The organism is Rhodococcus sp. 5A-K4 (assembly GCF_046097995.1).
Taxonomy (GTDB): Bacteria; Actinomycetota; Actinomycetes; order Mycobacteriales; family Mycobacteriaceae; genus Rhodococcus_F; species Rhodococcus_F erythropolis.
This window is the reverse complement of record NZ_JBJURM010000007.1, coordinates 190,020-202,978: the sequence shown is the minus strand read 5'-3', so window position 1 is coordinate 202,978 and position 12,959 is coordinate 190,020. Positions and strand designations below refer to the sequence as shown.

Here is a 12,959-nt window from a genome sequence, read left to right as displayed (position 1 = left end):
GTTTCTTCGTGAGCGCAACCTCGAGTAAGACCACGGACACTGCTGACTTCTGGTTCGACCCGCTCTGCCCGTGGTGCTGGATCACCTCGCGCTGGATTCTCGAGGCCCAGCAGGTACGCGACATCGAGGCCAAGTTCCACGTGATGAGCCTTGCGGTTCTCAACGAGGGCCGCGACCTCCCCGACGAGTACCGCGAGATGATGACCAAGGCCTGGGGCCCGGTCCGCGTCGCTATCGCTGCAGCGCAGCTCAAGGGTGACGAGATCCTGCTGCCGCTGTACACGGCCATGGGTACGAAGATCCACAACGAGGGCAACAAGGACTTCGCCGACGTCATCAAGTCGTCGCTCGCCGAGGTCGGACTGCCGCCCGAACTGGCCGAGGCTGCCGACACCGACAAGTACGACGAGGCACTGCGTGAGAGCCACCACAAGGGCATGGACGCCGTCGGACCCGACGTCGGAACCCCGACGATCCATGTCAACGGCGTGGCGTTCTTCGGTCCCGTGCTGTCACGTATCCCGCGCGGCGAGGATGCAGGCAAGGTGTGGGACGGCGCCGTCGCGCTGGCCGGCTACCCGCACTTCTTCGAGCTCAAGCGGACCCGCAACGAGGATCCTCAGTTCGACTGAGCGGTAGTGAGCGCCGGATTTCGGTAGAGCTGACCGGGCCGGAAGAACAGATGTCCTGAGTGCGTGCGGTTGCGAAGCGCGGCCGCACGCCAGGTCAGCACCGGATGCGACGACAAGATGTTGACGAACCACGGGAAGAAACCGGATTCGAGTGTCGCGCGATCGGCGAGTTCGTCGAACCCGACCAGACCCACGAGATACTTGCCGGCGCCGAGGACACCCATCGCGCCCGGTGCGCCCTGTGGGCGCATGTGAAAACCGAAGTTGTCTGCCGTGTACTCCATGGAACGCGACAGCGAAGACCCGATCACCGGAATGTAGTTCGACGCGAACTGTCCCCACTGGCGCCAGTACGACGCATGCCCAGCAGCGATGTGGCCGACCTCGTGACCGATGATGAATGCGAGCGCATCGGGCTCGCGGGCCTGCCCACCGACCTCGAACAGGTCGCTGTAGACGACGACGAAACGCCGAAATCCGTGCCCTGACGCAAATGCGTTGATCCGTCCGTTCCCCAGCACGACGTAGGCATCCGGCGGAGTTTTCATGCCGAACCGTGCCGCGGCCTCGGCAACCAGCTGATACCCCTCCGGAAATTGCGAAGGCGTCATCTTGATTCCGTTGACCTGCTGCGATCCGTACAGCTGACCTCGCGCGAGGAACAGCAGGATCGGAGCCGCGAGCACCACGAGGATCCACGTCGACAGATCACCCGCAGCGATCAGAACGATCGCCACCACATAGGTGACGACTGTCGTCAGAACGGCGAGCACGAGTAGCGGGATTTCCCACGGGTGGCGAACCGCGTCACTGCCTGGTGACACACGAACGGCGGGTGCAGCGGCCTGGCCGTTGACGGGGTACATGGGCACCACGATAGGTGCGCTCGCGCGGCGATGCGTGTTCCTGAAAGTGTGACGTCGACCCGGGTGCGCCCGGCTGGTCGGGCCTGAGAGAATTGTCGCCATGCGCGTATACCTGGGTGCCGACCATGCCGGATTCGAACGTAAGAACGAGATCATCGAACACCTGAAAGCGAACGGCCACGAGGCTATCGACTGTGGTGCTCACGAGTACGACGCCGTGGACGACTACCCGGCATTCTGCATCGAAGCCGCAAAGCGCGTCGTTGCCGACGAGGGCAGCCTGGGAATCGTCCTGGGTGGCAGTGGCAACGGTGAGCAGATCGCCGCGAACAAGGTTCCCGGCGCACGGTGCGCTCTCGCTTGGAGCGTCGAAACGGCGAAGCTGGCCCGCGAGCACAACAACGCTCAGCTGATCGGCATCGGTGGACGTGTGCATTCCCTGGAGGAATCACTCGCCATCGTCGACGCTTTCCTCGCCACCGCATGGTCGGGTGAAGAGCGTCATCAGCGTCGTATCGACATCTTGTCCGAGTACGAGAAGACCGGCGTCGCACCGGCTCTGCCGCAAGTCTGATCCGAAAGTTGTTCCGTGCCTGAAGGTCATACCCTGCATCGACTGGCACGGTTGCATGCCCGCAAGTTCGTCGGTTCACCGGTCCGCGTCCTCAGCCCGCAAGGCAGATTCGCCGAGGACGCGCGTCTGGTGGACGGACATGTACTCACGTCCTCGGATGCCTGGGGGAAGCACCTCTGGCACACCTATGACAACGGATTGACAGTTCACGTACACCTCGGGCTGTACGGAAAGTTCACCGACTCCGCCCTGCCGATGGAAGAACCGGTAGGCCAGGTCCGGATGCGAATGGTCGGTGCCGATTTCGGCACCGACCTTCGTGGTCCCACCGCCTGCGAAGTCCTACTGCCGCCTCAGGTCGCCGTGATCGAGGCCAGACTCGGGCCGGACCCACTGCGCCGCGGCGCGGATCCACACCAGGCATGGGTGCGAATCTCCAAGTCCAAGAAGGCGATCGGCGCGCTGCTCATGGATCAAGCGGTCCTGGCGGGTGTCGGCAACGTCTATCGCGCCGAACTTCTCTTTCGTCACGGAATCAGCCCTGAACGACCGGGGAATCTCGTCTCTCACGACGAATGGACTGCCATGTGGGCAGATCTTGTCGAATTGATGAAGGTTGGTGTCAGGCGCGGGAAGATGCACGTCGTTCGCGCCGAGCACGACAACGGTGATCCGGCGTACGCGAAGGATCGTCCGCGGACTTACGTTTACCGAAGAGCAGGATCGCCGTGCCGCGTGTGCGGCACACCGATCCTGCATTCCGTCATGGAGGCGCGAAACCTGTTCTGGTGCCCGGTGTGCCAGCCGGCTTAGAAGTCGAAGCCGCCGAAGTCTCCGCCGCCGAAGTCTCCGCCTCCGAAGTCCCCGTAGTCGCTGCCTCCACCGTCTGCGGTGAAATCGGTGTTGTCGACACTTCCTTGTTCCGCGCCGGAGTCACCGGCGTCCATACCTTGATCTCCCGAGTCGCCCTGATCTCCCGAGTCACCCTGATCTCCCGAGTCGCCGGCTCCCGTATCGCCACCCTGTGCGAAAGCTTCTGCGCCGTAAGGAACCCCGGCCATGCCGGAGAACATGGTCGAGAACAGCATCATCGAACCCAGACCCCAGGCGCCGGCGACGAGGGCAGGCTTCCACCATGGCTCGGAGTACCAGCCGGCCGGGACCGGGCGTCCGGCGACTCGGCCACCGGGGTAGTAGTTGGGTGTGTGCGACGACGGATTGGGTGATGCCGCGACCTTGCGGCCCTCGAATTCGACCTCACGGTCTTCGGTGACCGAACCCGCAGCCTTCTGTCCGTCGATGGAAGGAACTTCCGGTCCCGGATCCATGCCCATTGCCACCCGCGCCGCGCGGATGTAGTAAAGCCCTTCCAGCGCAGTCTGTTTCGCGAGACGTGCCTGCACCGGCGTTGCGGCCTGATCGATCTGCGAGCCTGCGGCGTTGTACCGTTCGGCCGCGTCGGCGAGGGCTTGGCGCGACGCGTCGTCACTGCCGGTCAGGTTGTAGACCTGACCGCCGAGGCGTTCGATCGCCTGCCTGGCATCGGCTTTCGCGTCGTCGAGTTGTGTTGCGCTGTGGCCGGAACCGCGTTGCTGGCTTTTCATGACCAGAAATACGACTACGGCCAGAACGACGAGTATGAGAAGAATCGTGGTCACGAGTGGCCTCCCGAGCAGAATCGATCCGGACAACTCCAGGATACGGACCACAGGGGAGTGGCCTGAGTGCACAAAGTCTGAACACAAAAAATCCGCACCGGCCAGGCCGATGCGGATTTTTGTGGAGTTTCCCTCCTCATGGAGGGGATGACGGGAATCGAACCCGCGTGATCAGTTTGGAAGACTGAGGCTCTACCATTGAGCTACATCCCCGTGCATACGACAACTCGGGATCGCCGTGTTCGTCGTCTGCGATACGAAACTGTACCCAATGCCCCACCGGATTTCATAATCGGGGGGTTGGAGAAGTTCGATACCGTCGTTCACCTGGGGAATTGCCGAAATGCCCGGCGAGTCGGGGTGTCTTGCCTTGCGGCCCGGCTTCTGATTCCGGCTGTCATCACGTTTCGTTCAGCCAAGGCTGTATGTGGCGGCGGTCGGATGACATACTGACGGGGTCGGACAGGCGGGCCGTGTACAAACGACGGTCGGGTTCGTGAGAGAGTAGTGAGCGCGATAGGGTTGTGCGCGGTCACCGATGGTGGCTGCCTTTGTGGCCCGCTGTCTTTGTGGCCTCGGATGGCCGTATCGTGTGTTTCATGTGATCGGAAACGGGATGTAGCGCAGCTTGGTAGCGCATCCGCTTTGGGAGCGGAGGGTCGCAGGTTCAAATCCTGTCATCCCGACAAGTACGTACATGGCACTTCACCTCCAGTAAGTCCGGGAGTGAAGTGCCGCGCCAGACAGCAGTACCGATTCAACACAAGTTGTGAGCAAGACCAGACGAAGGAGCGAAGTTTCGTGAAGAGCACCGTCGAGCAGCTCAGCCCGACGCGAGTCCGTATCAACGTTGAGGTGCCCTTCGCGGAACTCAAGTCTGATTTCGACAAGGCCTACAAGGCCCTCGCGCAGCAGATTCGTCTCCCCGGCTTCCGTCCCGGCAAGGCTCCGGCTCGCCTCCTCGAAGCACGTGTCGGTCGCGGCGCTGTGCTCGAGCAGGTCGTCAACGACGCTCTGCCGTCGCGTTACTCCGAGGCTGTCACCAGCGCCGGCGTGAAGGCCATCGGCCAGCCCGAGATCGAGGTCACCAAGATCGAAGACGGCGAGCTCCTCGAGTTCACCGCCGAGGTCGACGTGCGCCCCGAGATCGAGCTCCCTGACTTCAGCTCCATCAACGTCGAGGTCGATCCGATCGAGATCACCGACGAAGCCATCGAAGAGCAGCTGCTTTCGCTGCGTCAGCGTTTCGGCACCCTCACCGGCGTCGATCGCGCAGTCGAGGACGGCGACTTCGTCTCCATCGACCTGTCGGCCACCGTCGACGGCGAGAACGTTGCCGAGGCAACCGCTAGCGGACTGTCGCACGAGGTCGGATCGGGCCAGCTCATCGAGGGCCTCGACGAAGCCATCATCGGCCTCAAGGCGGGGGAGTCCAAGGACTTCACGTCGACGCTGGTCGCCGGCGAGTACGCGGGCAAGGAAGCTGTTGTCACCGTGACCGTGCAGACGGTCAAGGAGCGCGAGCTTCCGGCTGAGGACGACGAGTTCGCTCAGCTCGCCAGCGAGTTCGACACCCTGGAAGAACTGAAGGCTGACCTCCGCGAGCGCGTCGCACGCGTCCGCAAGGTCGAGCAGGCCGGTCAGATCCGCGACAAGGTTCTCGAGCAGCTGCTCGAGACCGTCGAGGTTCCGTTGCCGGAAGCCGTCGTCAAGGCTGAGGTCGATGCTGCACTGCACGACGCCGTTCACGGTCTCGATCACGACGAAGAGGCACTGAACAAGCTCCTCGAAGAGCAGGGCAGCAGCCGCGAAGAATTCGACAAGGATGCCCAGGAAGCCGCTGAGCGCTCCGTCAAGACGCAGCTCTTGCTCGACTCGATCGCCGATGCGGGCAACGTCACCGTCGGTCAGGACGAGCTCACCGAGCGCATCCTGTTCCAGGCGCAGCGTTACGGCATGGCTCCTGAGCAGTTCATCCAGCAGATCCAGCAGGCCAACCAGCTCGGCGCCGTCTTCGCAGACGTCCGTCGTGGCAAGGCTCTCGCGTCCGTCGTCGAGTCGGCCGGTGTCAAGGACACCTCCGGCGCCGTTGTCGACACCGCTGAACTGTTCGGCAGCAGCGAGGACGAAACCGAAGCGGATGCGTCTGATTCCGCCGAGAGCGAAGACAAGTAAAAACGCAGGCGGACGGGTGTTTTCACCACGATCGACTGCACTGAGTTTTCCGCTTTGAGCGAAGTAGGGCGGCACCGGGACTCCGGTGCCGCCCTACTTCGTTACTGTCTGTGTCAGTAGAAGTGTTTCGCATAGACGATCCACCGCACAAGTAGATCCACATAGAAGGCAGGTACCGTGACTTCCAATCACCTGGAGACTTTGCAGAGTCCCGCCATGACTTCAGCGACCGCTGGGTTGAACCTCAGCGACTCGGTGTACGAGCGCTTGCTGCGAGAGCGCATCATTTTCCTCGGTACCCAGGTCGACGACGACATCGCCAACAAGCTGTGCGCGCAGATCCTGCTGCTCTCGGCCGAGGACCCGACGCGAGACATCTCGCTCTACATCAACTCGCCCGGTGGATCTGTCACCGCAGGTATGGCGATCTTCGACACGATGCAGTTCGCCGAGTGCGACATCGCCACCTTCGGTATGGGCCTTGCGGCGTCGATGGGTCAGTTCCTGCTCTCGGCAGGCACCAAGGGCAAGCGTTACGCACTGCCTCACGCCCGCATCATGATGCACCAGCCGTCCGCCGGTATCGGTGGTTCCGCCAGTGACATCGCGATCATGGCCGAGCAGTTCAAGCACACCAAGCGCGAAATGGCCGAGCTGATCGCTCAGCACACCGGCCAGACGGTCGAGCAGATCACCGCGGACTCCGACCGTGACCGTTGGTTCACGGCGAAGGAAGCTCTCGAGTACGGCTTCGTCGACCACGTCGTCTCCCGTGCGAATCAGGCCGGCGGCACCGGCAACTGAGCCGGTTCGTCCATCCTTTCGCTGCCCAATTCATACTTTGGAGAACTGATGACCAATCTTTTCGGAGCTAACTCGCTGGGCGGCCAGGCGCCGTCGGGCCCCCAATCGCGTTACATCCTGCCCCAGTTCACGGAGCAGACCAGCTACGGCGTCAAGACGTCCGACCCGTACAACAAGCTGTTCGAGGAGCGCATCATCTTCCTCGGCTCGCAGGTCGACGACGTCTCCGCCAACGACCTCATGGCACAGTTGCTGGTTCTCGAATCGCAGGATCCGGACCGCGACATCACCATGTACATCAACTCGCCCGGTGGTTCGTTCACCGCGCTGATGGCGATCTACGACACGATGCAGTACGTCCGTGCCGACATCTCCACCGTCTGCCTCGGTCAGGCTGCTTCGGCAGCTGCTGTCCTTCTCGCCGGTGGTACGCCGGGCAAGCGCTTCGCGCTCCCCAACTCGCGCATTCTGATTCACCAGCCGGCCACGGGCGGCATCCAGGGTCAGGTTTCCGATCTGGAGATCCAGGCTGCGGAAATCGAGCGTATGCGTCGACTCATGGAGAGCACGCTGTCGCTGCACACGGGCAAGGATCCGGAGACCATCCGCGTCGACACCGATCGCGACAAGATCCTCACGGCCGAGCAGGCCAAGGAGTACGGCATCATCGACGACGTGCTGGCTTACCGGAAGCTCAGCGCACAGAAGTAGTCGATTTCCGCCTCGTGTCGAGGATCTGTATTCCGATTCCCGACACGAGGCGGACACGTCGAGAAGTGCCTGGTGGAGCGCTCGCCAGGCTGAAATCTCGACTCTTTTCTTTTTTATCCGCAGGCGAAACGCCGAGAACAGGTCGACCCCGTTCGGGATCTGCGGGTACCGTCACTTCACGGGCTGGTTCTCGACCGGCGTTCTGCGATTGTTCGACCAGATTTGTTCGATCAGTTTGTTGATCAGTTTGTCTGATCCGACAACTTCTGATCTGACAACTTCTGATCTGATACCGAGTACTGCGGAGCGTCTCGACCGATCGAGTGGCGGCGAGTGCACGTACATGATGGAAAGTAGGGACCTCACGAGATGGCACGCATCGGCGACGGCGGGGATCTGCTCAAGTGCTCTTTCTGCGGCAAGAGTCAGAAGCAGGTCAAAAAGCTCATTGCAGGACCCGGGGTGTACATCTGCGACGAGTGCATCGACCTCTGCAACGAGATCATCGAAGAGGAATTGGCCGAATCGAGCGAGGTCAAGCTCGACGAGCTTCCCAAGCCTGCGGAGATCCGAGAATTCCTCGAGAACTACGTCATCGGTCAGGATTCCGCCAAGCGGACGCTGGCCGTGGCCGTCTACAACCACTACAAGCGCATTCAGGCCGGAGACAAGGGCCGTGATGCGCGGGGTGAGACGGTTGAGCTCGCAAAATCCAACATCTTGATGCTCGGCCCCACTGGCTGTGGCAAGACGTACCTCGCTCAGACTCTCGCGAAGATGCTCAACGTCCCGTTCGCCATCGCCGATGCGACGGCGTTGACCGAGGCCGGCTACGTCGGTGAGGACGTCGAGAACATTCTGCTCAAGCTGATTCAGGCTGCCGACTACGACGTCAAGCGCGCCGAGACCGGAATCATCTACATCGACGAGGTCGACAAGATCGCTCGCAAGAGCGAGAACCCGTCGATCACGCGTGACGTCTCCGGCGAAGGTGTTCAGCAGGCGTTGCTGAAGATCCTCGAAGGTACGCAGGCGAGCGTCCCGCCGCAGGGTGGTCGCAAGCATCCGCACCAGGAATTCATTCAGATCGACACCACGAACGTGCTGTTCATCGTCGCGGGCGCTTTCGCTGGTCTCGAGCGGATCGTCTCCGATCGTGTCGGCAAGCGCGGTATCGGTTTCGGCGCCGAGGTTCGGTCGAAGGCCGAACTGGATACGGTCGATCGTTTCGCCGAGGTCATGCCGGAGGATTTGATCAAGTTCGGTCTGATTCCCGAGTTCATCGGCCGTTTGCCGATGATCGCGTCGGTGACCAACCTCGACAAGGAATCGCTCGTTCAGATCTTGTCGGAGCCCAAGAACGCTCTCGTCAAGCAGTACCGTCGTCTCTTCGACATGGACGGCGTCGAACTCGAGTTCACCGAAGAAGCGCTCGACGCTATTGCCGATCAGGCGATCTTGCGTGGAACCGGCGCTCGTGGCCTGCGCGCCATCATGGAAGAGGTTCTTCTTCCGGTGATGTACGACATCCCCAGCCGTGACGACGTCGAAAAGGTGGTCGTCACCGCGGAGACCGTCAACGACAACGTACTTCCGACCATCGTTCCGCGTAAGCCGGAGCGTGGCGAGCGTCGCGACAAGACGGCGTAGAAACTTCAAAACGACTGTGGCCCGGTAACTCTCGCGAGAGATACCGGGCCACAGTCGTTCGTGCAGGGTGTCTGGGGGGTGTTCGGCTAGATCGGGTTGCCGAGTTCCTTGAGGGGAGTGCGGAACGTCTCCTTGGCGGTGAACGCGGAGATCGCGCAGATGACGCAGGCCGCCGATGTCAGAATGGCAACGGGCATCCAGTGTGTCTTGTCCCCGCCCATGAGGGCGTTGCCGATGGCGGGTGCAAAGCCTGCGAGGGCGAAGCCGACCTGGGTGCCGATCGCGATGCCGGAGTAGCGGACCTTGGTGTTGAACATTTCGGAGTAGAACGACGGCCAGATGGCATTCGGGGCAGCGTAGAAGACGGACATCAATCCGATTGCGGCCAGGAAGATCAGCGGGACGTTGCCGCTGGCGATTGCGCCGAAGTACACGTAGATGAACACCGCGCTACCGAGGGCGCCACCGATGAACAGCGGCCTGCGACCGATCCGGTCGGAGAGAATCGCCCAGGCGGGCTGGCTGAGCAAGGCCACGGCGTTGGCTGCGATGGCCACCCAGAGCATGGTCGACTTCGGAATCCCCACTTCCTCGGTGGTCGCGAAGGCGAGTCCGAAGACGGAGAAGATGGTCGAGACGACGGCGATGAAAGCGCAGCAGATCACGCGAATCAGATTTGCGCTGTGGGTGCGAAGGAGATCGGCAACAGGCAATTTGGCGACGGCCTTCGACTCCTGCTGCTCGGTGAACTCTTCCGGCTCTTCGAGCTTGAGACGCATGATGTATGCAGCCACGAGAACGATCAGGCTGCCCCAGAACGGGATTCGCCAGCCCCACGTGTAGAGGATGTCGTCGGGGAGTGCGGCGATGGGCAGGAAGACGAGGCTGGCGAGGATGAAGCCGGCCTGGGTGCCGTTGAGGGTCCAGCTGCAGAAGAATGCCCGCCGACCTTCGGGAGCATGTTCGAGAGTCAGTGAGCTGGCGCCACTCTGTTCGCCAGCGGCGGAGATGCCCTGAGCGATTCTCATCAGGACCAGCAGTATCGGTGCAAGAACTCCGATCGAATCCGCGCTGGGAATACATCCGATGAGGAATGTTGCTGCGCCCATCATGATGAGCGTGAGCAGCATGATCTTCTTGCGGCCGACGCGGTCACCGAAATGGCCGAGGACTACAGCGCCGAGGGGACGCGCGACGTACGCGACACCGAAGGTGGCCAGCGAAAGCAGTGCCGCATGTCCGCTGTCCGGGAAGAACACGGTGGGGAAGATGAGTGCAGCGGCGGATGCGTAGATGTAGAAGTCGTAGTACTCGAGCATGCTGCCGAGAAACGACGACGTTGCGGCGCGCTTGACCTTGGTCGTGTCCGGCCTGGCCAAGGATCCCGCCTCGGGGCCGGACGGTGTAACCGTGCTAGCTGACATGCTCATCTCCTGAGTGGAAGCGTCGTGGAGGCTCTACATCCGCCGATGATGTTCGTCGAGGGTGTTCGTATCGAGAACGTCTGTGCGGAGAGCGATACAAGGAATGTAACCGACGCCACAGCGACTACACAAGATTATTAACCAAATAGTTCATAAAAATCTACCGGCGGACTCTTCGCACGTCGAAACCGCAGTTCAGGCGGTCAGGAGCCTGGCTGCGCGGCGGCCGCCACCAACTGCGCCACCTGTTCCTCGGTGATGCCGAGGCCGAAGGTGGCGAGTTTTCCGAGCGGCATCGAGCCTGCGAGTGCCATCATCTCGGGGCTGACCGCCTGTGCACCGTCGCCCGCTGCGGCAGCCATGGCGGCGCCGAGAACTGCGCTGCCGACGGGATGGGCGAGCCATTCGCCGATGGTCGACATGGCGTCGAGCGTGCCGACGCCGACGTTCCCGGCCAGGGTGATCGTGTCGGTGGTTGCGATGTCCCGAGACGAGAAACCGACGCGGATCTCGTAGTCGCCAGGTTCGATCGCCCAGTCCTGCGCCGCGACGGACCAATAGGCGAATGCCCTGGTGTCGAGCGTGATGGTCACAGTCGCGGATTCGTCGGGGTCGAGGTGGACCTTGGCAAAGCCCTTCAATTCCTGCGCGGGTCGATCGATGCTTGCCGAGGCGTCGTGGACGTAGACCTGAACGACGGTGCTGCCCGATCGGTCGCCGCTGTTGCGCACGGTGACGGTCACTTCGGCGGAGTTCTCACCGGCCTCGACGGAGGTATCGGTGATGTCGAAGGTGGTGTAGCTCAGCCCGAACCCGAACGGGTACGCCACTTCGCGCAGCGCGGAGTCGTAGTAGCGGTATCCCACGTACAGGCCTTCGCCGTAGCGGACGTGCTGCTGTGATCCCGGGAAATGCAGATACGACGGATTGTCTTGGAGGCGAAGCGGAATGGTCTCCGTGAGGCGGCCGGACGGATTCGTGATGCCGAACAGAAGATCGGCAATCGCCGAGCCGCCCGCCTGGCCGAGTAGCCAGCCCTCGAGGATTGCGGCGGCATGATCCTTCCAAGGCTCGATCGAAACCACACCGCCGTTGGCGAGCACGACGACCGTGTTCGGGTTCGCGCCGTGGACCGCTTCCAGCAGGGCGATCTGGTCAGCCGGCAGTTCGATGTCGGTTCGGTCGAATCCTTCGGATTCTGTGGCGGACGGTAGTCCGAGGAACAGCACCGCGACGTCAGCGCGGCGTGCGGCGTCGACAGCCTCGGTGACCATGTCGTCGTCCGGAGTGCCGTCGAAGGTGAAGCCCGGTGCGAAGGTGACGCGGTCGGCGCCTTCGAGGTCGAGGATCGCGTCCAAGGCATTGTCGAGCTTGGTGGGAACCACCTGTGAACTGCCGGCCCCCTGGTACCGCGGGCTGCACGCGAATTCGCCGATCACCGCGACAGTTTGCCCGCCGGGGGTCAGCGGCAGTAGTTCTCCGTCGTTGGCCAGCAAGACAGCGGACTCCGCTGCAGCGGTCCGTGCCAGTTCGTGGTGACGCTCGACGTCGTACGTGTGGCCTTCGGTGCGCGCGGCGGCGGTGCGTTTCACCAGCGTCGACAGTCGTTCGGCGGCAGTGGTGAGCACGGATTCGTCCAGGTCGCCGCCGCGCACGGCGTCGACGATCTGGGTATCGGTTCCGGTCGGCGGCATTTCCAGGTCGAGGCCCGCGGCGAGTGCCGCCACGCGGTCGTTGACCGCTCCCCAGTCCGAAACGACGAGGCCGTCGAAGCCCCACTGTTCGCGGAGTACCTCGGTGAGTAGCCAATGGTTCTGGCTCGAGTACACACCGTTGATCTTGTTGTACGAGCACATGACCGTCGTCGGGGCCGCGGTCTTTACGGCGTATTCGAAGCCGGCCAGATAGATCTCGCGCAGCGTCCGTTCGTCGACGTCCGCACTGACTCTCATCCGGTCGTGTTCTTGGTTGTTGGCAGCGAAGTGCTTGAGCGAGGTTCCGACGCCGCGAGACTGGATGCCGGTGATCAGCGCTGCCGCGACGCGGCCGGAGAGGAATGGGTCCTCGGAGACGTATTCGAAATTCCTGCCACACAAGGGTGATCGTTTGATGTTGATGCCTGGGCCGAGGAGGACCGAGACCTGTTCGGCTTTGGCTTCGTCGCCCAGAGCCTCACCGACCTGGCGGATGAGGTCGAGGTTCCACGACGAGCCCAACCCGACCGCCGGTGGGAAACATGTCGCTGGAATGCTGTGGCCGAGTCCGAGTGCGTCGCCGCCCTCGGGTTGTTTCCGGACTCCGTGCGGACCGTCGGTCAGGAGTATCGATTCGATTCCGGCAACGGACTGGCTGTGCCAGAAATCCGAGCCGGACGTCAACGACGCCTTCTCCTCGAGTGAAAGCCCGTCTACGTAATTCTCGGTCACGTCATTCCTCCCGGTGGCAGCTGTGAGTTCCACTCACCA

Annotated in this window: 11 protein-coding genes and 2 tRNA genes; 8 read left to right on the top strand and 5 right to left on the bottom strand. The window is 62.3% G+C overall.

Annotated features, from left to right (window positions below; genetic code table 11):
• Positions 1–8 precede the first annotated feature (8 nt).
• Complete coding sequence (locus ACKAMS_RS12255) at positions 9–632, top strand: DsbA family protein (protein ID WP_003944541.1); 624 nt, start codon at positions 9–11, stop codon at positions 630–632.
• Here the strand turns inward: ACKAMS_RS12255 and ACKAMS_RS12250 are convergent.
• Positions 620–1,498: a M48 family metallopeptidase gene (locus ACKAMS_RS12250; protein ID WP_021333424.1), complete on the bottom strand. Its 879-nt coding sequence runs from the start codon at positions 1,496–1,498 to the stop codon at positions 620–622. The genes ACKAMS_RS12255 and ACKAMS_RS12250 overlap by 13 nt on opposite strands.
• A 100-nt stretch (positions 1,499–1,598) precedes the next feature.
• Between ACKAMS_RS12250 and ACKAMS_RS12245 the strand changes: the two genes are divergently transcribed.
• Together ACKAMS_RS12245 and ACKAMS_RS12240 are read left to right on the top strand one after the other, a co-directional pair.
• Entirely contained in the window at positions 1,599–2,072 is a 474-nt protein-coding gene (locus ACKAMS_RS12245; RefSeq protein WP_408989082.1) for a ribose-5-phosphate isomerase, read from the top strand.
• Between the two features lie 15 nt (positions 2,073–2,087).
• Complete coding sequence (locus tag ACKAMS_RS12240) at positions 2,088–2,885, top strand: Fpg/Nei family DNA glycosylase (protein ID WP_021333423.1); 798 nt, start codon at positions 2,088–2,090, stop codon at positions 2,883–2,885.
• On the opposite strand, the gene ACKAMS_RS12235 is transcribed toward ACKAMS_RS12240, so the two are convergent.
• Together ACKAMS_RS12235 and ACKAMS_RS12230 are read right to left on the bottom strand one after the other, a co-directional pair.
• The gene (locus tag ACKAMS_RS12235) at positions 2,882–3,676 is read right to left on the bottom strand and encodes a hypothetical protein (RefSeq protein WP_044480384.1); all 795 of its coding nucleotides are present in this window, start codon (positions 3,674–3,676) and stop codon (positions 2,882–2,884) included. The genes ACKAMS_RS12240 and ACKAMS_RS12235 overlap by 4 nt on opposite strands.
• A gap of 193 nt (positions 3,677–3,869) precedes the next feature.
• Positions 3,870–3,943: transfer RNA gene (locus ACKAMS_RS12230), tRNA-Gly, on the bottom strand.
• 399 nt (positions 3,944–4,342) lie between these two features.
• Here ACKAMS_RS12230 and ACKAMS_RS12225 point away from each other — a divergent pair.
• The 5 genes from ACKAMS_RS12225 to clpX all read left to right on the top strand — a co-directional run bounded on the left by ACKAMS_RS12225 (position 4,343) and on the right by clpX (position 9,070).
• Positions 4,343–4,416: transfer RNA gene (locus ACKAMS_RS12225), tRNA-Pro, on the top strand.
• A 115-nt stretch (positions 4,417–4,531) separates the two neighbouring features.
• On the top strand, positions 4,532–5,905 hold the full coding sequence (gene tig, locus ACKAMS_RS12220) for a trigger factor (RefSeq protein ID WP_019749086.1): 1,374 nt from the start codon (positions 4,532–4,534) through the stop codon (positions 5,903–5,905).
• 216 nt (positions 5,906–6,121) lie between these two features.
• Positions 6,122–6,709, top strand: a complete 588-nt coding sequence (locus tag ACKAMS_RS12215; protein ID WP_007730960.1) for an ATP-dependent Clp protease proteolytic subunit — start codon at positions 6,122–6,124, stop codon at positions 6,707–6,709.
• A gap of 48 nt (positions 6,710–6,757) precedes the next feature.
• Positions 6,758–7,420 carry an ATP-dependent Clp protease proteolytic subunit gene (locus ACKAMS_RS12210; protein ID WP_003944539.1) on the top strand — a complete coding sequence of 221 codons (663 nt, stop codon included), beginning with the start codon at positions 6,758–6,760 and terminating at the stop codon, positions 7,418–7,420.
• 369 nt (positions 7,421–7,789) lie between these two features.
• Positions 7,790–9,070, top strand: coding sequence for an ATP-dependent Clp protease ATP-binding subunit ClpX (clpX, locus tag ACKAMS_RS12205; RefSeq protein WP_003944582.1), 1,281 nt, complete (start codon positions 7,790–7,792; stop codon positions 9,068–9,070).
• A gap of 86 nt (positions 9,071–9,156) precedes the next feature.
• Here clpX and ACKAMS_RS12200 read toward each other — a convergent pair whose 3' ends face one another.
• Positions 9,157–10,494 carry an MFS transporter gene (locus ACKAMS_RS12200; RefSeq protein ID WP_020908234.1) on the bottom strand — a complete coding sequence of 446 codons (1,338 nt, stop codon included), beginning with the start codon at positions 10,492–10,494 and terminating at the stop codon, positions 9,157–9,159.
• Between the two features lie 203 nt (positions 10,495–10,697).
• Complete coding sequence (locus tag ACKAMS_RS12195) at positions 10,698–12,920, bottom strand: glycoside hydrolase family 3 C-terminal domain-containing protein (RefSeq protein WP_070797109.1); 2,223 nt, start codon at positions 12,918–12,920, stop codon at positions 10,698–10,700.
• Positions 12,921–12,959 lie beyond the last annotated feature (39 nt).